Genomic DNA, 20,248 nt, shown 5'->3' with positions numbered 1-20,248 from the left:
CGAGGGGGTTCCGCGGGTGGCCGAAGTCAGTGCCTGGCCCCCGTGCCGGGAGTCGGGCGGCGTACGGAACGTGTATATGCCCCGGGGCGCGGGGGCCGGGCGGGTGGGCGGGGGCGGCGGCTACCTGCTGATCGGCCGCTTCCCGGGCGGGGCGGCGGACTCCGGCGGGGCCGGGACGGGCGTGCGGGGCCGGTGGGGCTGGACGTACGGTCACGTCCTGTATACGGACCCGGCCCCCCGCTCTACGGACGGTTTCCGGCCAAAGTCTTGACCGGCTCCTGACAATCAGGCCACCCGGGTGGCACGCTTCCCCGCATCCGTTGCGCGGAGCCCCACAACGCACCACTCCGCGACCGCGGCCCGCTCGTCGCTCGAAGCGCCCGGCCCACCCGCACCTGGTGCCCCCCCCCCACACGTTCCACGTGTTCTGCCTCGCTCTGCCCGGACGGCCACTGGGCCGCCCGGTCCCCCTCGGTCGCACCCCCTCGGTCGCGGCCACCGCAGAAGGAGTCAGTGTGAGACGCACCCCCCATCGGCGCGCCGTCGCGACCGGCGCCGTGGTCGCCATGGCCGCGATGCTGACCGTCAGCGTGCAAGCAGGCGCCGGCACGGCCGCCACACCCCGGCCCGGCCAGGTACACGCGCAGCCCGACCCGGGCGCGCTGCCCGCGAAACTGACCCCGGCGCAGCGTGCGGAACTGCTGCGGGCGGCCACGGCCGGCGCCGCGGAGACGGCCCGGCAGCTCAAGCTCGGCCCGAAGGAGAAGCTGGTCGTCAGGGACGTCGTCAAGGACGTCAGCGGCAGTCTGCACACCCGTTACGAGCGCACGTACGCGGGCCTGCCGGTGCTCGGCGGCGGCCTGGTCGTCCACAAGGCGGACGGGAAGGTGCGCGGCGTCACCAAGGCGGTGCGCTCGCAGCTCGACGTGCCGACCACCACCGCGAAGGTCGAGCCCGCCACGGCGGAGCAGAAGGCCCTCAAGGCGTCGCAGGCGCAGGGCGCCAAGAAGTCCGACGCCCGGGAGCCGCGCAAGGTCGTCTGGGTCGCCGACGGCAAGCCGCTCCTCGCGTACGAGACGGTCGTCGGCGGCGTCCAGGAGGACGGCACCACACCCAACGAGCTGCACGTCGTCACCGACGCCACCACCGGTGAGAAGCTGGCCGAGTGGCAGGGCGTCCAGGAGGGCACCGGCAACAGCATGTACAGCGGCCAGGTCACCCTGGGCACCGCGCCCTCGTACACGCTGACCGACACCACCCGCGGCAACCACAAGACCTACAACCTCAACCGCGGCACCTCCGGCACCGGCACGCTGTTCACCGACCCGGACGACGTATGGGGCGACGGCACCCCGCAGAACGCCCAGACCGCCGGTGTGGACGCCCACTACGGCGCGGCGCTGACCTGGGACTACTACAAGAACGTGCACGGCCGCAGCGGCATCAGGGGCGACGGCGTCGGCGCGTACAGCCGGGTGCACTACGGCAACAACTACGTCAACGCGTTCTGGCAGGACAGCTGCTTCTGCATGACGTACGGCGACGGCAGCGGCAACGTCAAGCCGCTGACCTCCATCGACGTCGCGGCCCACGAGATGACCCACGGCGTCACCGCGGCCACCGCCAACCTCACCTACAGCGGCGAGCCTGGCGGACTGAACGAGGGCACCTCGGACATCTTCGCCGCCGCCGTCGAGTTCAACGCCAACAACCCCAAGGACGTCGGTGACTACCTCATCGGCGAGGCCATCGACATCAACGGCAACGGCACGCCGCTGCGCTACATGGACAAGCCCAGCAAGGACGGCCGCTCCAAGGACTACTGGTACTCCGGCATCGGCGGCATCGACGTCCACTACTCCTCCGGCGTGGCCAACCACTTCTTCTACCTGCTGGCCGAGGGCAGCGGGCCCAAGGACATCAACGGCGTCCACTACGACAGCCCGACCTACGACAATCTGCCGGTGCCGGGCATCGGCCGGTCCAACGCCGAGAAGATCTGGTTCTCGGCGCTGACCAAGTACATGAGCGCGAACACCAACTACGCCGCGGCGCGCACCGCGACCCTGTCCGCCGCGGCCGAGCTGTTCGGCCAGGGCAGCGCCACGTACAACACGGTCGCCAACACCTGGGCGGCGGTCAACGTCGGCCAGCGCGTCCCGGACTCCGGTGTCAGCGTCACCAACCCGGGCAACCAGACCAGCACCGTCGGCCAGCCCGCCAGCCTGCAGATCAAGGCCACCAGCAGCAACGCGGGCGCGCTGAAGTACGCGGCCACCGGGCTGCCGGCCGGACTGAGCATCAACCAGGACTCCGGGCTGATCTCGGGCACCCCGACCACGGCGGGCACGAGCAATGTGACGGTCACCGTCACCGACTCCGCCAACAAGACCGGCACCACCAGCTTCACCTGGACCGTGAACCCGGCCAGCGGCGGTGACGTCTTCGAGAACACCGACGACGTGCAGATCCCGGACGCGGGCAGCGCGGTCAACTCGCCGATCAAGGTCACCCGGGCGGGCAACGCGCCGAGCGCCCTGAAGGTGGACGTGGACATCGTCCACACCTACCGCGGCGACCTGGTGATCGACCTGGTGGCCCCGGACGGCACCGCCTACCGGCTGAAGAACTCCAACGCGGCCGACTCGGCGGAGAACGTGAAGGCCACGTACACCGTCAACGCCTCCTCCGAGAAGGCGGAGGGCACCTGGAACCTGCGGGTGCGGGACGTCTACCAGCAGGACAGCGGCTACATCAACAGCTGGAAGCTGACGTTCTGAGCCAACCGGACGGCAGCGTGCCGACCTGAGGGCGGGCCGCATGCGGCCAACCGCCGGCCACCACCGAGCAGTTCACCGGGCGTCGCTCCCTCCCAGGGGGCGGCGCCCGTTCCGTTGGGTGCAACTCCGCTATACGAACAGTGATGTTCGCTCTACGGACGAATTCCAGCCAACTTCGCGACCGCGTCCTGACATGCACGCGTTCGAATGGCAGTCTTCCCCCTCAAGTCACAGCCCGCATCGCTTTGCACCCCCACCCTGGCAAAGTCGAAGGAGTACGCGTGTCCCCCCACATTTCCCGTAGAGCACGTATCACCGGCGCTTCCCTGGCGGCGGCCGGCGCCCTGATAGCCGCGGCCGTCACGGCCGGTACCGCGGGCGCCTCCCCCACGGCGCCCTCCGGAACCACCACCGGCGCCGCGGCGGCCTCGCCCGTCAAGATGACCGCCTCGCACCGCGCGGAGCTGCTGCGCGACGCGAGCGCCACCAAGGCGCGGACCGCGCAGGAACTGGGCCTGGGCGCCCAGGAGAAGCTCGTCGTCAAGGACGTCGTCAAGGACGCCGACGGCACCACCCACACCCGTTACGACCGCACCTTCGCCGGACTCCCGGTCCTCGGCGGCGACCTGATCGTGCACCGCGCCAAGGGCGGTGCGGTCAAGAGCACCACCAAGGCCAACAGCGCGAAGATCGCCGTCGCCTCCACCACCCCGAAGGTCGCCCCGAAGGCTGCCGCGCAGGCCGCGCAGGGCACCGCCAAGTCCTTCGGCGCCAAGCAGGCCGCCGCCGTGACGCCGAAGAAGGTCGTCTGGGCCGCCTCCGGCACGCCGGTCCTCGCGTACGACACCGTGGTCGGCGGCTTCCAGAAGGACGGCACGCCCAACCAGCTGCACGTCATCACCGACGCCAACACCGGCAAGAAGCTCTTCCAGTACCAGGGCATCGAGAACGGCGCGGGCACCAGCGCCTACAGCGGCTCGGTCGAGATCGGTACGAAGAAGGGCGGCGACGGCTACGAGCTGACCGACGACTCGCGCGGCGGCCACTCGACGTTCAACCTGAACGGCAGCCAGAGCGGCGAGGGCAAGCTGTTCACCAACAAGGACGACAAGTGGGGCAACGGCAAGGCCGACGACCCCGAGACCGCCGCCGTCGACGCCGCCTACGGTGCCCAGCTGACCTGGGACTACTACAAGACCGTGCACGGCCGCGCGGGCATCAAGGGCGACGGCAAGGGCGCCACCTCGCGCGTCCACTACGGCCAGAACTACGCCAACGCGTTCTGGGACGACAGCTGCTTCTGCATGACGTACGGCGACGGCGAGGGCAACAAGAAGCCGCTCACCTCGATCGACGTCGCGGCACACGAGATGAGCCACGGCGTCACCTCGGCCACCGCCAACCTCACCTACAGCGGCGAGTCCGGCGGCCTGAACGAGGCCACCTCCGACATCTTCGGCACCTCCGTGGAGTTCTTCGCCAAGAACAAGGAGGACGCCGGCGACTACCTGATCGGCGAGAAGATCGACATCGCCGGTGACGGCAAGCCGCTGCGCTACATGGACAAGCCCTCCAAGGACGGCCAGTCCCTGGACAGCTGGACCCCGGAAGCCGGCAACGTCGACGTGCACTACTCCTCCGGCATCGCCAACCACTTCTTCTACCTCCTGTCCGAGGGCAGCGGCGCCAAGGAGATCGGCGGCGTCAAGTACGACAGCCCGACCGCGGACGGCAAGAAGGTCGAGGGCATCGGCCGGGACAAGGCCGAGAAGATCTGGTTCAAGGCCCTCACCACGTACATGACCTCGAACACCGACTACAAGGGCGCCCGTGAGGCGACCGTGAAGGCGGCCACCGACCTGTTCGGCAAGGACAGCGCCGAGGTCAAGGGCGTCGAGGCGGCCTGGACGGGCGTCGCGGTGAAGTAAGCACGGCACCGGCCGGACCTGACGGGCGGCCGGTCCACCCGGGGCAGCGCGCCCCCACGACCGGGCGGTGTCCGGAGGCTCCCAACCTCCCTTCGGACACCGCCCTTCCATATGCCCCGGGGCGGCCGCGACCGGGCCGGTGATTAGGGTGACCGCATGACTGAACTCGGGGGTGAGCGGCCCGGCGGGTCCGTTCGGGTGCTGCTGGCGGACGACGAGCCGATGATCCGGGCCGGAGTACGCGCCATCCTCGGTGCCGCGCCCGGCATCGAGGTGGTCGCGGAGGCGGCCGACGGGCGGGCGGCGGTGGAACTGGCGCTGCGGCACCGGCCCGACGTCTGCCTGCTGGACATCCGGATGCCGCGGCTGGACGGCCTGGGCGCCGCGGCCGAACTGCGCCAGGCACTGCCGGAGACCGCCGTGGTGATGCTGACGACCTTCTCCGAGGACGAGTACGTGGCCGGCGCCCTCGGCACCGGTGCCAGCGGCTTCCTGCTCAAGACCGGCGACCCGCGCGAACTGATCACCGGGGTCCAGGCCGCCGCCGAGGGCGGTGCGTACCTCTCGCCGTCCGTGGCCCGGCGCGTCATCAGCCAGTTCGGCGGCGGCGCGGCGCTGGGGAAGGCGGCCGCGGCGCGGTCCCGTACCGAGGAGCTGACCGCCCGCGAACGCGAGGTGCTCGCGCTGGTCGGCGCCGGGCTGTCGAACGCGGAGATCGCCGCGCGGCTGCACCTCGTCGAGGGCACGGTCAAGGCGTACGTCAGCGCCATCCTGGCCCGGCTGGGCCTGAGGAACCGGGTGCAGGCGGCGATCCTCGCGTACGAGGCGGGGCTGGTCCAGGACGCCTGAGCCGCGCCCGGCGGCGCTTTCCTTACTTTCGTCAGGGGCGCCGGACGGGTCCGGTCGGCGAAGCTGACGGCATGCTCACTCGTCTCCGGCGCCCGGCGCCGCCCGCCGCCGAACGCCCCCGGTGGGCCGCCCGGCTGCTGGACGTCTGCCTCTGGGCGGCCCTGTCCGTACCGCTCACCGCCGCCTTCGACGGGGCGCCCGAGGACCGGGTGCGGACCGCGGCGATCGGCATCCCGCTGCTGGCGGCGGCGGTGGCGATGCGCCGGAGGTGGCCGCTCGTGGCCCTCGCCGTACCGGTCGCGCTGGCGCTCGCCACGAGCCGCAACCTGTTCACGTTCGAGTACACCGCCGCCCTCGCCGTCCTGGCGTACCTCGCCGGGGTACGGGTCGAACGGGCCCGTGCCTCCCTCTGGTTCTTCGCGGGCGTCGCGGCCGTCGTCCTGCCGCTGTGCGTCGTCCTCGTCCACAACATGTGGCCGTGGTTCACCGCGGTGCTCACGCTGCTGTTCAACATCGTCCTGCCATGGCTGCTGGGCCGCTACCGCCGCCAGTACGCGGCCCTGGTCCGTACGGGCTGGCAGCTCGCCGAGCGGATGGAGCACGAGCAGCAGGCCGTCGCCGACCGCACCCGGCTGCGCGAACGGGCCCGGATCGCCGGGGACATGCACGACTCGCTCGGCCACGAACTGGCGCTGCTCGCCCTGCGGGCCGGGGCCCTGGAGGTCGATCCGCGGCTGGCGCCGGACCAGCGGGCCGCGGTCGGCGAACTGCGCGCCGCGGCCGGCGCGGCCACCGAGCATCTGCGGGACATCATCGGCGTACTGCGCACCGACGACCGGGCCGAGCCGTCCCGGCTGCCCGCCGACGACAGTGTCGAGGCCCTGGTCGAACGCGCCCGGGCCTCCGGCCTCGATGTCTCGCTGCGGCGTGCCGGGGCGCCGGGGGCGGGCGGGGAGGCCATGCCGGTCATGGGCGTGCGCGCCGTGTACCGGGTGGTCCAGGAGGGGCTGACCAACGCCACGAAGCACGCGCCCGGCGCGCCCGTGGAGGTACGGCTGACCGGCGAGGGGCGGCGGCTGGACGTGACGGTGACCAACGCCCCGCCCCCGCCCGGTACGGCGCCGTCCGCGGCCCTGGTCTCCGGCGGCAACGGGCTGGTGGGACTGGACGAACGGGTCCGGCTCGCGGGCGGTGAACTGCGCGCCGGGCCCACGCCCGAGGGCGGGTTCGAGGTCGCGGCGCGGCTGCCGACGACCGGCCGGGCGCCGGTGCGCGGCCCCGGCGACAGCTCCCGGTGGAGCGTGTCGCAGCGGGAACTGGCGTCCGCCCGGCGCCAGGTGCGGCGGCGGCTGGTGCAGACCGTGGCCGTGCCGGCCGCGCTGTTCACCGGACTGCTGCTGCTCATGGGCGTCTTCGCGCTGATCAGCCCGTCGTGGTCGGTGCTGGACCGCGGGACGTACGAGCAACTGCGCGTCGGCGACGACCGGACGGCGGTGGAGGCACGGCTGCCGTTCTTCTCCCTGGACGTACCGCCGGACGGCACGCCGGCGCCGCCGCCCGGCCGCACCTGCCGCTACTACGGCTACCGCGCGTACACCGACGACACGGCCTATGAACTGTGCTTCGCGGACGGGCGGCTGGTGACGAAGGGCGTCGTCCACCGCCGGGACCGGCCGGCGCTCAAGTAGACGCGCCGGCCCGTCACTTCACCTCAAGGACGATCTTCCCCTGGGTACGCCCGGTCTCGCCCATCTCGTGCGCCTTCGCGGCCTGTTCGAGCGGGAAGGCCGCGGCGATGTGCGCGCGCAGTGTGCCGGCTTCGGCGAGGGCGGCGATCTCGCGCATGCCCGCGTGGTCCGCCTCGACGATCATCACCGCCAGGCGGATTCCGCGCTCCGCGGCCGCCGCGACGGTCGCCGGGTCGACCGGGGGAAGGATCGAGACGATGGTGCCGCCCCCGCGCACCACGTCCAGCGAACGGGCGAGGGTGTCACCGCCGATGGTGTCCAGGACCACGTCGACCGGACCTGCGGCCTCGGTGAAGTCGGTCTCCCGGTAGTCGATCACCTCGTCGGCGCCGAGGGAGCGCAGGAAGTCGTGCTTGGCGGCGCTCGCCGTGCCGATCACATGGGCGCCCCTGGCCTTGGCGATCTGTACGGCGAGGTGGCCGACGCCGCCCGCCGCCGCGTGGATCAGCACGCGCTGTCCCGGCCGGATGTCCGCGGTGTCCACCAGGGCCTGGTGGGCGGTGAGCGCGGCCAGCGGCAGGGCGCCCGCCTGGACGTGGTCGAGGGCGGCGGGCTTGTGCACGAAGGCGCGCGCGGGGCCGGTGACGTACTCGGCGTGGGTGCCGACGCCGTACGGGTACGGGACCATGCCGAAGACCTCGTCGCCCGGTGCGAACAGCGTGACGCCGATGCCGACCGCCGTCACGACGCCGGAGACGTCCCAGCCCAGGACGCGGGGCAGCGTCCTGATGAAGAAGCCGTCCGCGCGGTGCTTCCAGTCGGTGGGGTTGACCCCGGCGGCGCGGACCGCGATCTGTATCTGGCCGACGCCCGGCTCGGGCCGGGGAAGTTCGGTTTCCTTCAGGACCTCGGGTCCGCCGGTGACGTCCTGGCTGATGGCACGCATGGTGTGTTCACTCATGCCGTCCAGCTTGATCGACGGCCCTGATCGCGACAATGGCACGATGGCCATCTCCCGATAGGATCGTGCCATGCGTACGCATCGTGTGGTGGTCCTGGCCCTGGAAGGCGTCTATCCGTTCGAGCTCGGCATACCGGGGCGGGTCTTCGGCGCCGCCGACGGCCATTACGAGGTGCTGACCTGCTCGGCCGACGGGCGCCCGGTGCGCTGCGGCGCCGACTTCTCGATCACCGTCGAGCACGGGCCCGAGGTGCTGCGCACCGCCGACACCGTGGTGGTCCCGTCCATCGCCCCCGACCACGTCCGCAGCGAGCTGCCCGAGGCGGTGAGCGCCGCGCTGGCAATGATCCGGCCCGGCACCCGCATGGTGTCGATCTGCACCGGCGCCTACGTGCTGGCCGCCGCCGGACTGCTGGACGGCCGCCCGGCCACCACCCACTGGCAGCTCACCGAGGACTTCCGCCGCCGCTTCCCGAAGGTACGGCTCACCCCCGACGTGCTCTTCGTCGACGACGGCGACGTGCTGACCTCGTCCGGCGCCGCCTCCGGCATCGACGTGTGCCTGCACGTGGTGCGCGCCGACCACGGCGGGGCGCTCGCCAACCACGTGGCCCGCAAGTGCGTCGTACCGCCGTTCCGCGACGGCGGCCAGGCCCAGTACGTCGAGCAGCCGGTCCCCGCGCCGACCGCGACCGGCACCGCGGCCACCCAGCAGTGGGCCCTGGAGCACCTGGACGAGCCGCTGACCCTGACCCGGCTGGCCCGGCACGCCGGGATGAGCCTGCGCACCTTCAACCGCCGCTTCCGCGACGAGACCGGGCTCAGCCCCGGGCGGTGGCTCATCCAGCAGCGGCTGCTGCGCGCCCGCCAGCTGCTGGAGACCAGCGACCTGCCGGTGGACCTGATCGCCGGACAGGTCGGCTTCGCGGGCGGCGCGTCCCTGCGGCAGCACCTGCACGCCGCCATCGGCGTCTCCCCGCAGGCGTACCGGCGGACGTTCCGGGCGCCCCGCGCGGCGGAGGAGCAGCCGGCGGCCCACGCGGGCTGAAGCCGCCCGTCGCGCGCCGCGGGCGGCTTCAGCGGTGCGGCCGGTCTCGTTCTGTACGGAGCCGTGCGGCCCGTCTAGCTTCGGCTCGTACCGAAACGTATGTCCGAGAAGGGACACCGCCATGGCATTCGGTTTCGTCGCCTTCCACTACCCGGCCCCCGAGCACGTCGAGGAGTTCGTCGGCCAGTGCCACCAGGTCGCCGAAGCGGCGCGGTCGCAGCCGGGCTTCCTGTCCGTGGGGGTCTGGGTCACCCCGGACGGCGAGGCCGTCGTCACCACCGGTTCCTTCGAGTCCGAGGAGACCTTCCGCGCGGCGGCCGAGGTCGCCCGCGAGCTGGGCGCGACACCCGAGGGCCTGAGCGACCTGGAGGTCCGGCCCCGCCAGGTCCACTTCCTGCTGTCCCGCTGACCGGTCCGGCCGGGGCCCCGCACGCCGTACGTACGAAGCCCCGGCCGCCTACGGACAGCGGCCTAGCGCATCAGCACCCCGGCCTCCTCCCCCGTCGCCTCCGACGGCACCGCCAGCAGTCCCATCTCGGCCGCCGACGCCAGCAGGCGGTGGGCGGGCAGTACGCGGACCGTGTAGCCGAAGGAGCCGGTGCGGTCGAGGGCGAGGGGGCCCTCGTAGAGCCAGCGGCCCTCCAGGTCGGGGCCGCCGGTGGGCTTGAGCGGCACGGTCGTGGCGTCCGTGATGCGGTCCGACTCGTCCACCCGGCCCGAGACGACCTGTACCTCCACGTCGTCCGGGGCCAGCGTGCCGAGGGTGACGCGGACCCGCAGGGCCAGGGTCGCGCCCAGTTCGGCGCTGCCGTTGGGCGGGCCGCCCGGCACGCCGGCCGGTTCGGCGCGGTCCACCACCAGGGCCCCGGTCTCCACGTGGTCCACCGCGACCTGCGGCCACGCGGCCCGCACCCGGGCCTTCCACGCGGCCAGCTCGGTGGCGGCCTGCGGTGTCAGCGCGCGCTGGGCGCGGGCGGCGGGGGCGTACAGCCGCTCCACGTACTCCCGCACCATCCGGCCCGCCAGCACCTTCGGCCCCAGGTTGACCAGCGTCTGCCGGACCATCTCGACCCAGCGCCGCGGGACGCCGTTCGTGTCGCGGTCGTAGAAGCGCGGCGCGACCCGCTGCTCCAGCAGCTCGTACAGGGCGTTGGCCTCCAGCTCGTCGCGCCGGTTCTCGTCGGTGGCATGGCCGTCGGCGGTCGGGATGGACCAGCCGAAGTCCGGCTCGTACCACTCGTCCCACCAGCCGTCCAGCACGGACAGGTTCAGGCAGCCGTTGAGCGCCGCCTTCATGCCGGAGGTGCCGCACGCCTCCAGCGGGCGCAGCGGGTTGTTGAGCCAGACGTCGCAGCCCGGATAGAGCTTCTGCGCCATGGCCATGCCGTAGTCGGGCAGGAAGACCAGCCGCTGCCGTACGCGCGGGTCGTCGGCGAAGCGGACCAGTTCCTGTACGAGGCGCTTGCCGCCGTCGTCGGCCGGGTGGGCCTTGCCCGCCACGACGATCTGGAGGGGCCGTTCGGGGTGCAGCAGCAGCTCCATCAGGCGGTCGCGGTCGCGCAGCATCAGGGTGAGGCGCTTGTAGGAGGGCACCCGGCGGGCGAACCCGATGGTCAGCACGTCCGGGTCGAGGACGCCCTCGATCCAGCCCAGCTCCGCGGCGCCCGCGCCGCGCTGCCGCCAGGAGACGTGCAGCCGGCGCCGCACCTCCTCCACGAGCTGTTCGCGCAGCACCCGCCGCAGGTCCCACACGTCCGCGTCCGGGATGTCCGCGACCGCCGACCAGCGCCGCGAGTCGCCGACCGACAGCGCGTCCTCGGTGCGGCCGGGCCCGATCTGCCGCGCGCCGAGCCGGAAGACCTCGGGTGCCACCCAGGTGGGCGCGTGCACGCCGTTGGTCACCGAGACGATCGGCACGTCCTCCGGGTCGAAGCCCGGCCACAGCCCGGCGAACATCTCCCGGCTGACGCGGCCGTGCAGGGTGGAGACGCCGTTGGCGCGCTGGGCCAGCCGCAGGCCCATCACCGCCATGTTGAAACAGTTCGGCTCGCCGCCGGGATAGGTCTCCAGGCCGAGCGCGAGAATCCGCTCGACGTCGATGCCGGGCAGCTCGGCGGCTTCGCCGAAGTGGCGGGCGACCAGTTCGCGGTCGAAGCGGTCGATGCCCGCCGGGACCGGGGTGTGGGTGGTGAAGACCGTACCGGCGCGTACGGTCTCCAGCGCACCGTCGAAGTCCAGCCCGACCGGCCCGCCGGCCGTGCCCGGGCCGCCCTCGCGGCCGGCGTCCGCCAGCTCGCGGATGCGCTCCAGGCCCAGGAAGCCGGCGTGTCCCTCGTTCGTGTGGAAGACCTCGGGCGCGGCGTGGCCGGTCAGCCGGCAGTACGTCCGTACGGCCCGCACCCCGCCGATCCCCAGCAGCATCTCCTGGAGCAGTCGGTGCTCGCTGCCCCCGCCGTAGAGCCGGTCGGTGACGTCCCGCTCGCCCGGCGCGTTCTCCTCGACGTCGGAGTCCAGGAGCAGCAGCGGTACGCGCCCGACTCTGGCCACCCAGACCAGCGAGCGCAGCTGCCGCCCGCCGGGCAGCGCGAGGGCCACCTGCGCGGGCGTGCCGTCGGCCTCCCGCAGCAGATCGAGCGGCAGCTCGTTGGGGTCCAGCACGGGGTAGTGCTCCTGCTGCCAGCCCTCGCGGGAGAGCGACTGGCGGAAGTAGCCGTGCCGGTAGAGCAGGCCGACGCCGATCAGGGGCACACCGAGGTCGCTGGCCGCCTTGAGGTGGTCGCCGGCGAGGATGCCGAGGCCGCCGGAGTACTGGGGCAGGGCGGCGGTGATGCCGAACTCGGGCGAGAAGTAGGCGACGGCCTCGGGCAGCCGGCCGTCCCGGCCGCTCTGCTGCGCGCTCTGATACCAGCGCTGCCCGGTCAGGTAGTCCTGGAGGTCGTCGGCGGCGGCGCCGAGCCGGCGCAGGAACCGGCGGTCGCCGGCCAGTTCCGCCAGCCGCTCGGCGGAGACGGTGCTCAGCAGCCGTACGGGGTCCAGCCCCGCGCGGCGCCGGCCGGCGGGGGCTATGGCGTGGAAGAGCTCGCGGGTCTCGGGATGCCAGGACCAGCGCAGATTGCGCGCCAGGTCGCTGAGGGGTCGCAGGGGCTCCGGGAGGACGGGGCGCACGGTGAACCGACGAATGGCCTTCACGCTACGACCGTAGCGGCGCGGGGCCGCCCGATTCGCCCGGTACCCCGTAATCCGCTCGGATCCGGCCGCCAACTGCCATGATCGGGGCGGGGCTTGGGCCGTCACCCGTTCGGCCGAGCCGGACGCCCGGAAGGCGCTTTCCGGCCACCCGGGACCGGGCCCGCACGCCCCCTCTCCCGACTCCCACCCACCCCTTGTGGCCGATATGGCCGGTTCCACACCCTCGTGCACTCTTGTCCGGGCTCGCGCCGGACGGAAGGCTGCGGTGCGGCACCGCCGGCACGGGCGACGGTACCCGACTCCCCGTTCGCAACTGCGGCGGTGTCCAGCCGAGTTGAGGAGGGGAACCGGAGGCATGACACCCATATGGACACGCCGCGGGGGCGCGGCGGCCGCCGTCGCCGCCGCGGCCGTGCTCACCGCCACCGCCCTGCCCGCGCACGCCACCCCGGCCGGAACGAGGGCACCGGCCACCGCGGACACGGCACGCGGCGGCTACATCGTCACCCTGGCCTCCGGGCCCGGCAGGGTGCGGGCGGCGTCCGCGGCGGGCCGGGCGCTGGCGGCGCGGTACGGGGTGCGGATCAGCCACACGTACCGTACGGCGGTCAACGGCTTCGCCGTACGCGCGACCCGGGACCAGGCACGACGGCTGGCCGCGGACCCGGCCGTGGCGTCCGTGACCCGCGACCGCACGGTCCTGCTGGACCGCACCCAGCGCAATCCGCCGTCCTGGGGCCTGGACCGGCTGGACCGCGCGGGCCTGCCGCTCGACCGGTCCTACGCGGCGCCGCCGTCGGGCGGCCGGGGCGTGACGGTGTACGTGATCGACACCGGCGTGCGCACCACGCACCGGGACTTCGGCGGCCGGGCCCGCAGCGGCTGGGACTTCGTGGACGACGACGCGGACGCGGACGACGCCAACGGACACGGCACCCATGTCGCCGCCACGGCCGCCGGCACCCGGTACGGCGTCGCCAAGCGGGCCCGCGTGGTGGCCGTACGCGTCCTGGACCGTGCCGGCCGGGGCACCACCGCGCGGGTCATCGCCGGCATCGACTGGGTGGCCCGGCACGCGCGGCGCCCGGCGGTGGCCAACCTCAGCCTGGGCAGCGTGCCCAGCCCGCAGCTCGACCAGGCGGTACGCAACGCCGTGGCGGCCGGTGTCACCTTCACGGTGGCGGCCGGCAACGGCGGGCGGCGGGCCGAGGCGTCCTCGCCCGGGCGGGTGAGCGAGGCCATCACGGTGGGCGCGAGCGACGCACGGGACCGGCGTGCCGCGTTCTCCAACTGGGGCGCAAAACTCGACCTGTTCGCACCGGGTGTGGACATCACGTCCGCGTGGCACTCGGGAGACACTGCGAAGCGAACCCTCTCCGGCACGTCCATGGCCGCTCCGCACGCAGCCGGCGCGGCCGCGCTCTATCTGTCGTCCCACCGGTGGGCCGGACCGAAGGAGGTGCGGAACGCGCTGGCCGCCACCGCGGCCCAGCACCGGATCACCGCGGCGGGCCCCGGCTCGCCGACCGCGTTGTTGCAGGTCAGGCCCCGCTAGCGGCGCCAGTGCGCCCCGGCCCCGCCCCGGCGTGCGCGGGACGGGGCCGGGCGCACGCCGGCACGTGCGCACCCGTCCGCCGCGGGACAGGACCGGGTCATATTCCGTTCCGTGGTTACGTGCCGGTAGTGCGCGGACGGCCCGATTGCCCCACCACGCGCCACGGGAAGGCTTTGGCCGTACCGGTCTTGCGTACGCGCCCCATGGCTTCCCCGCACCGCCCCATCCGCCAGCCGAGTGAAAGCGGACAGGAGAGCCCATGCCCGCAGCCCGTCCAACTGTCGCGAAAACGATAGAAAGGACAGAATCCGGTAGTACATCCCAACCGTCAGGTGTACCCATGATCGGCCGCATTCCCGTGCTCGACCTCCACCCGCTGATCGACTGCGGCCGCCGCCCGGCGAAAGCGGTGGTCGGCGAGGTCTTCGAGATCTCGGCCACCGTCTTCCGCGAGGGCCACGACGCGGTCGCCGCCAACGTGGTGCTGCGCGATCCGCTGGGCCGCCCAGGACCCTGGACCCCGATGCGCGAACTGGCCCCCGGCACCGACCGCTGGGGCGCCGAGGTCACCCCGGACGTGGAGGGCCGGTGGACGTACGGCGTCGAGGGCTGGTCGGACCCGGTCGGCACCTGGCGCCACCACGCCGGCATCAAGATCCCGGCCGGTATCGACACCGAACTGGTCCTCGCCGAAGGCGCGATACTCCACGAGCGCGCCGCGGAGGGGGTGCCCAAGAAAGACGGCCGGGAAGCGGTGCTGGCCGCGGCGGACGCGCTGCGCGACACCCACCTGCCCGCCGCCACCCGGCTCGCCGCCGCGCTCACCCCCGAGGTCACCGCCGCGCTCGACCGCCACCCGCTGCGCGAGCTGGTCACCGCCTCGCGCACCGCGCCGCTGCTGGTCGAGCGCCGGCGCGCGCTGTTCGGATCGTGGTACGAGCTGTTCCCGCGGTCGGAGGGCGCGGTGCTGCGCGTAGGCGCGCCGCCGGTCAGCGGCACGTTCCGGACGGCCGCCGAGCGGCTGCCCGCGGTCGCCGCCATGGGCTTCGACGTCGTGTACCTGCCGCCCGTGCACCCGATCGGCACGTCCTACCGCAAGGGGCCCGACAACGCGCTGTCCGCCGGGCCGCACGACGTCGGCTCACCCTGGGCGATCGGCTCCGCCGAGGGCGGGCACGACGCGCTCCACCCGGACCTCGGCACCTTCGAGGACTTCGACCACTTCGTGCGCACCGCGCGCGACCTGCGCATGGAGGTGGCGCTGGACTTCGCCCTCCAGTGCTCGCCGGACCACCCCTGGGTCACCGAGCACCCCGAGTGGTTCCACCACCGTGCGGACGGCTCCATCGCGTACGCCGAGAACCCGCCGAAGAAGTACCAGGACATCTACCCGCTGGCGTTCGAGGCGGACCTGGGCGGGCTGGTGCGGGAGACCGAGCGGCTGCTGCGCTTCTGGATGGAGCGCGGGGTGCGGATCTTCCGTGTCGACAACCCGCACACCAAGCCGGTCCTCTTCTGGGAGAAGGTGATCGCGGACATCAACCGCACCGATCCGGACGTCATCTTCCTGGCCGAGGCGTTCACCCGGCCGGCCATGATGCGCACGCTGGCGCAGATCGGCTTCCAGCAGTCGTACACCTACTTCACCTGGCGCAACTCCAAGCACGAACTCACCGAGTACCTCACCGAGCTGTCGCGCGAGACCGCGTCGTACATGCGGCCTAATTTCTTCGTCAACACGCCGGACATCCTGCACGCCTATCTCCAGCACGGCGGGCGGCCCGCGTTCGAGGTACGCGCCGTGCTGGCCGCGACCCTCTCCCCGACGTGGGGCGTCTACGCCGGATTCGAGCTGTGCGAGTCGACGCCGGTACGAAGTGGCAGCGAAGAGTACCTGAATTCCGAGAAGTACCAACTCAGGCCCCGGGACTGGGAGACAGCGGGGCGCCAGGGCCGTACGATCGCTCCTCTCATCACCACGCTGAACCGCTTGCGACGCCGCCACCCGGCGCTCCAACAGCTGCGCGACCTCCATTTCCACACCGTCGACAACGACGCCGTCCTCGCCTATTCCAAACGGGCCGGGAGCGGCGCCGGGGCCGACACGGTGCTCACGGTCGTCAACCTCGACCCGCACCACACCCACGAGGCGACGGTGTCGTTGGACATGCCGGAACTCGGCCTCGATTGGCACGATTCCGTCCCGGTGCGCGACGAGCTCACCGGCGAGACCTACCACTGGGGCAGGGACAACTATGTGCGCCTGGAGCCGGGCCGTTCGCCGGCTCCCGCCCACCTGTTCTCCCTGCGACCGTCCTCACCGATCGGAGGGTCACCCAATTGATCGTCAACGAGCCCGTCCCGGACAAGTTCGAGGACACCCCGGCCAAGGACCGCGATCCCGACTGGTTCAAACGGGCCGTCTTCTACGAGGTCCTGGTGCGCTCCTTCCAGGACAGCAACGGTGACGGCATCGGCGACCTCAAGGGCATCACGGCCAAACTGGACTACCTCCAGTGGCTGGGCGTGGACTGCCTGTGGCTGCCGCCGTTCTTCAAGTCGCCGCTGCGCGACGGCGGTTACGACGTCTCCGACTACACCGCCGTCCTGCCGGAATTCGGCGACCTGGCGGACTTCGTGGAGTTCGTGGACGCCGCGCACCAGCGCGGGATGCGGGTGATCATCGACTTCGTCATGAACCACACCAGCGACCAGCACCCGTGGTTCCAGGAGTCCCGCACCGACCCGGACGGGCCGTACGGCGATTACTACGTCTGGGCCGACGACGACAAGCAGTATCAGGACGCGCGGATCATCTTCGTCGACACCGAGGCGTCGAACTGGACCTTCGACCCGGTGCGCAAGCAGTACTTCTGGCACCGCTTCTTCTCCCACCAGCCGGACCTGAACTACGAGAACCCGGCCGTCCAGGAGGAGATGCTCTCCGCGCTGCGCTTCTGGCTGGACCTGGGGATCGACGGGTTCCGGCTGGACGCGGTCCCGTACCTGTACGCCGAGGAGGGCACCAACTGCGAGAACCTGCCCGCCTCGCACGCCTTCCTCAAGCACGTACGGGCGGAGATCGACGCCCACTACCCCGACACGGTGCTGCTGGCCGAGGCCAACCAGTGGCCGGAGGACGTCGTCGACTATTTCGGTGACTACTCCAAGGGCGGGGACGAATGCCACATGGCGTTCCATTTCCCGGTCATGCCGCGCATCTTCATGGCGGTCCGGCGGGAATCGCGCTACCCGGTCTCGGAAATCCTGGCGAAGACCCCGGAGATTCCGGCCAACTGCCAGTGGGGCATCTTCCTGCGCAACCACGACGAGCTGACGCTGGAAATGGTCACGGACGAAGAGCGTGACTATATGTATGCGGAATATGCCAAGGACCCGCGCATGCGGGCCAATATCGGCATCCGCCGCCGGCTGGCCCCGCTGCTCGACAACGACCGCAACCAGATCGAGCTCTTCACCGCGCTGCTGCTGTCGCTGCCCGGCTCGCCGATCCTCTATTACGGCGACGAGATCGGCATGGGCGACAACATCTGGCTCGGCGACCGGGACGCGGTCCGCACGCCGATGCAGTGGACGCCCGACCGGAACGCCGGCTTCTCCTCCTGCGACCCCGGCCGGCTCTTCCTGCCGACCATCATGGACCCGGTCTACGGCTATCAGGTCACCAACGTCGAGGCGTCGATGTCCTCACCGTCGTCGCTGCTCCACTGGACCCGCCGCATGATCGAGATCCGCAAGCAGAACCCGGCCTTCGGCCTCGGCACCTACACCGAACTCCCCTCGTCCAACCCCGCGGTGCTGGCCTTCCTGCGCGAATACCAGGACGACCTGGTGCTGTGCGTCCACAATTTCTCGCGATTCGCGCAGCCCACCGAACTGGACCTGCGGACATTCAACGGCCGCCACCCGGTCGAGCTGATCGGCGGCGTCCGTTTCCCGCCCATCGGGGAATGGCCCTATCTGCTGACCCTGGCCGGCCACGGCTTCTATTGGTTCCGGCTGCGGAGGGGGGCGGTCTAGGGTCACGACCGGCGTCCGGCCGGGGCGGCGGAAAACCACCGCGCACTGTTTTCCGGCCGCCCCCACGGGCAGTCTCCCTACTACCGCACGGGCCGGGTGAGACCTCGCCGAAACCCCGGCGTCAGGGGTAATCCCCACGGACGCCGCTGCCGTACGGACGATCCTCACCCGACACGTCCCGCACCGCCGCACAGTCAAGGCCGCATTCCGGGACACTCTGCCCTATCTGTCGTGTGCCCGGGGAAAGGACGCGACGCCATGTCGGAGACCGCCTCGACCCGTGCCATCCGCAGTCCGCACGACCGCCTCTCGATCACCGCGCCCGCGCTGCTCACCTCCCTCGCCCCCCTGCTGACCGAATGGCTGCCGCGGCAGCGCTGGTTCGCCGGCAAAGGACGGCCGATCTCGGGGTTCCAGCTGGTGTCGGCGACCGAGCTGCTGCCGTGCGCGGCGGGTGGCGCCACACCGGGGCTGCTGCACCTGCTCGTACGGGCCCAGCAGTCGGCGGCACCCCCCGGGGCCCCGCAGCCGGTGCCGCAGGAGGGCCCCGCCGAGGCGGCCGCGGGGCCGTCCGGCGGGCCGGCGGCCACCGCGGACTGCTACCAACTCCTGCTGGGCGTGCACAGCGCGCTGCCGCCGCAGCTCGCCCCCGCCGTAATCGGCCGCCCCGCGAGCGGCCCGCTGCACGGCCGTACGGTCTACGACGCCCTGCTGGACGCGCGGCTGTGCGCGCTCCTGCTGGAGCGGCTGCGGGTGCCGGGGCGGCTCGGCGGGCTGCGGTTCCGCCGGGTGCCCGACAGCACCATCTCCTCCGGGATGCCCGCCCGCCCGGTCGCCGTCGAGCAGTCCAACTCCTCGGTGGTGTACGGCGACGCGTACATCCTCAAGGTCTTCCGGCGCACCGCGCCCGGCCTCAACCCGGACCTGGAACTGCCGCTGGCGCTGGCGCGCGCCAAGTGCGCGCGGGTCCCGGCGCCCGCCGCGTGGTTCGAGACCGACCCGGGGCCCGGCGAGGGCGAGCCGGTGACGCTGGGCGTGCTCCAGCCCTATCTGGCCGGCTCGGCCGACGGCTGGCAGCTGGCCCTCAACGCCCTCGCCGTGCAGGCCGACTTCACCAGCTCGGCGCGGGCCCTCGGGCACGCCACCGCCGAGGTGCACACCGCGCTCGCCGGGACGCTGCCCACCACCGAGCTGTACCGCCCCCAACTCGACGCGATCGCCACCCAGATGAACGAACGGCTGGTGGCCACCGCGCGGGTGGTGCCCGCGCTGCGGCCGTACTGCGCCCGGCTGCGCACCGCCTTCGACGACCTGGCGGCGCTCGGGCACGACGGGCGCGCCTGGCCCGCCCAGCGCATCCACGGCGACCTGCACCTGGGCCAGACGCTGCGGACCGCCGACGAAGGCCGCTGGTCGCTGATCGACTTCGAGGGCGAGCCGTCCCGGCCGCTGGCCGAGCGGCGGCGCCCGCAGCCCGCGGTGCGCGACGTGGCGGCCATGCTGCGCTCGTTCGACTACGCGGCGCGCAGCGGTCCTTCCGGCGGCGATCCCTGGTCGCTGGAGTGGGCGCGGCGCACCCGGGCCGCCTACTGCCTCGGGTACGCCGAGGCCGGCGGGCTCGATCCGCGCTCGGCGCCCGAGCTGATGCGCGCGTACGAGACCGACAAGGCCGTGTACGAAGTGCTGTACGAGGCCCGCCACCGGCCGAACTGGCTGCCCGTGCCGATGGCCGCGGTGCGGCGGCTCGCCGGAGCGCCGGCGTCCCGGGGGCCCGGCGGCGGCGATCCGGGACCGGACCTGGACGGCGCCGATGGACGCGCATGAAACGGCGGGAGCGGGCCACCCGCAGCTCTACGGAGCACCAATACCGGCAGGCGCGGCACCGTCGGCCCCGCCCGCCGGCCCGGCATACCCGGTGTGCGCCCCGGTGTGCGCCAGACCCCCGCACCCCGGACACCGCAGATATCCCAGACACCCCGACACCTGAATCTGGCCGAGGAGGCTCCTCTCGTGACCGCCCGTTCGTCGTCCCGCCGCCCATCGCAAGAAACCGCGCCCGCCCGGGGCCCGGCCGCCCGGGGCGGGGCCCCGGAGGCAACCGCCGCCCGGTCCGGTGTTCCGGCAACCTTCCTGCCGGTGCGTGACGACCCTGCCGGGTCCGGCGGAGCCGCCTCCTCCCCCGCCGCGCACGCCCCCGCCACCACCCCGC

12 protein-coding genes are annotated in these 20,248 nt (G+C 72.6%); 10 read left to right on the top strand and 2 right to left on the bottom strand.

Annotated features, from left to right (window positions below):
• The first annotated feature begins 515 nt into the window (after positions 1–515).
• The 4 genes from ADK86_RS18350 (at position 516) to ADK86_RS18335 (ending at position 7,245) form a co-directional block, all read left to right on the top strand.
• Complete coding sequence (locus tag ADK86_RS18350; protein ID WP_053697547.1) at positions 516–2,780, top strand: M4 family metallopeptidase; 2,265 nt, start codon at positions 516–518, stop codon at positions 2,778–2,780.
• A gap of 281 nt (positions 2,781–3,061) precedes the next feature.
• Positions 3,062–4,708 (top strand): M4 family metallopeptidase, encoded by a 1,647-nt coding sequence (locus ADK86_RS18345; protein ID WP_053697546.1) that lies wholly within the window; start codon positions 3,062–3,064, stop codon positions 4,706–4,708.
• A gap of 156 nt (positions 4,709–4,864) precedes the next feature.
• On the top strand, positions 4,865–5,557 hold the full coding sequence (locus ADK86_RS18340) for a response regulator (protein ID WP_053697545.1): 693 nt from the start codon (positions 4,865–4,867) through the stop codon (positions 5,555–5,557).
• A gap of 71 nt (positions 5,558–5,628) precedes the next feature.
• Positions 5,629–7,245: a sensor histidine kinase gene (locus ADK86_RS18335; RefSeq protein WP_053697544.1), complete on the top strand. Its 1,617-nt coding sequence runs from the start codon at positions 5,629–5,631 to the stop codon at positions 7,243–7,245.
• A gap of 13 nt (positions 7,246–7,258) precedes the next feature.
• Here ADK86_RS18335 and ADK86_RS18330 read toward each other — a convergent pair whose 3' ends face one another.
• Complete coding sequence (locus ADK86_RS18330; protein ID WP_053697543.1) at positions 7,259–8,191, bottom strand: NADP-dependent oxidoreductase; 933 nt, start codon at positions 8,189–8,191, stop codon at positions 7,259–7,261.
• Between the two features lie 85 nt (positions 8,192–8,276).
• Here ADK86_RS18330 and ADK86_RS18325 point away from each other — a divergent pair, with 85 nt between their 5' ends.
• Together ADK86_RS18325 and ADK86_RS18320 are read left to right on the top strand one after the other, a co-directional pair.
• Positions 8,277–9,254: a GlxA family transcriptional regulator gene (locus ADK86_RS18325; protein WP_053697542.1), complete on the top strand. Its 978-nt coding sequence runs from the start codon at positions 8,277–8,279 to the stop codon at positions 9,252–9,254.
• A gap of 121 nt (positions 9,255–9,375) precedes the next feature.
• Complete coding sequence (locus ADK86_RS18320) at positions 9,376–9,663, top strand: antibiotic biosynthesis monooxygenase family protein (protein ID WP_030596287.1); 288 nt, start codon at positions 9,376–9,378, stop codon at positions 9,661–9,663.
• A 62-nt stretch (positions 9,664–9,725) separates the two neighbouring features.
• On the opposite strand, the gene glgP is transcribed toward ADK86_RS18320, so the two are convergent.
• Complete coding sequence (glgP, locus tag ADK86_RS18315; protein WP_053697541.1) at positions 9,726–12,443, bottom strand: alpha-glucan family phosphorylase; 2,718 nt, start codon at positions 12,441–12,443, stop codon at positions 9,726–9,728.
• 355 nt (positions 12,444–12,798) lie between these two features.
• Between glgP and ADK86_RS18310 the strand changes: the two genes are divergently transcribed.
• From ADK86_RS18310 to ADK86_RS18295, 4 genes are all read left to right on the top strand, one after another.
• Positions 12,799–13,998: a S8 family peptidase gene (locus ADK86_RS18310; RefSeq protein ID WP_053697540.1), complete on the top strand. Its 1,200-nt coding sequence runs from the start codon at positions 12,799–12,801 to the stop codon at positions 13,996–13,998.
• Between the two features lie 340 nt (positions 13,999–14,338).
• On the top strand, positions 14,339–16,342 hold the full coding sequence (locus tag ADK86_RS18305; RefSeq protein WP_053697539.1) for an alpha-1,4-glucan--maltose-1-phosphate maltosyltransferase: 2,004 nt from the start codon (positions 14,339–14,341) through the stop codon (positions 16,340–16,342).
• Complete coding sequence (treS, locus tag ADK86_RS18300) at positions 16,339–18,039, top strand: maltose alpha-D-glucosyltransferase (protein ID WP_003982225.1); 1,701 nt, start codon at positions 16,339–16,341, stop codon at positions 18,037–18,039. Before ADK86_RS18305 ends, treS begins: the two co-directional genes overlap by 4 nt.
• A gap of 258 nt (positions 18,040–18,297) precedes the next feature.
• Positions 18,298–19,863 (top strand): maltokinase N-terminal cap-like domain-containing protein, encoded by a 1,566-nt coding sequence (locus tag ADK86_RS18295; RefSeq protein ID WP_053697538.1) that lies wholly within the window; start codon positions 18,298–18,300, stop codon positions 19,861–19,863.
• Positions 19,864–20,248 lie beyond the last annotated feature (385 nt).

Origin of the sequence: Streptomyces sp. NRRL F-5755 (assembly GCF_001279365.1) — a bacterium.
Lineage (GTDB): Bacteria > Actinomycetota > Actinomycetes > Streptomycetales > Streptomycetaceae > Streptomyces > Streptomyces rimosus.
Note: the sequence above shows the minus strand (reverse complement) of the source record. Positions and strands in the feature narration are given on the sequence as shown.

Excerpts from the sequence above, each read along its gene's own strand:
- ADK86_RS18340 (WP_053697545.1), top strand. The coding sequence starts at position 4,865 with ATGACTGAACTCGGGGGTGAGCGGCCCGGCGGGTCCGTTCGGGTGCTG.
- ADK86_RS18335 (WP_053697544.1), top strand. The coding sequence starts at position 5,629 with ATGCTCACTCGTCTCCGGCGCCCGGCGCCGCCCGCCGCCGAACGCCCC.
- ADK86_RS18330 (WP_053697543.1), bottom strand. The coding sequence starts at position 8,191 with ATGCGTGCCATCAGCCAGGACGTCACCGGCGGACCCGAGGTCCTGAAG.
- ADK86_RS18325 (WP_053697542.1), top strand. The coding sequence starts at position 8,277 with ATGCGTACGCATCGTGTGGTGGTCCTGGCCCTGGAAGGCGTCTATCCG.
- ADK86_RS18320 (WP_030596287.1), top strand. The coding sequence starts at position 9,376 with ATGGCATTCGGTTTCGTCGCCTTCCACTACCCGGCCCCCGAGCACGTC.
- ADK86_RS18310 (WP_053697540.1), top strand. The coding sequence starts at position 12,799 with ATGACACCCATATGGACACGCCGCGGGGGCGCGGCGGCCGCCGTCGCC.
- ADK86_RS18305 (WP_053697539.1), top strand. The coding sequence starts at position 14,339 with ATGATCGGCCGCATTCCCGTGCTCGACCTCCACCCGCTGATCGACTGC.
- ADK86_RS18295 (WP_053697538.1), top strand. The coding sequence starts at position 18,298 with ATGTCGGAGACCGCCTCGACCCGTGCCATCCGCAGTCCGCACGACCGC.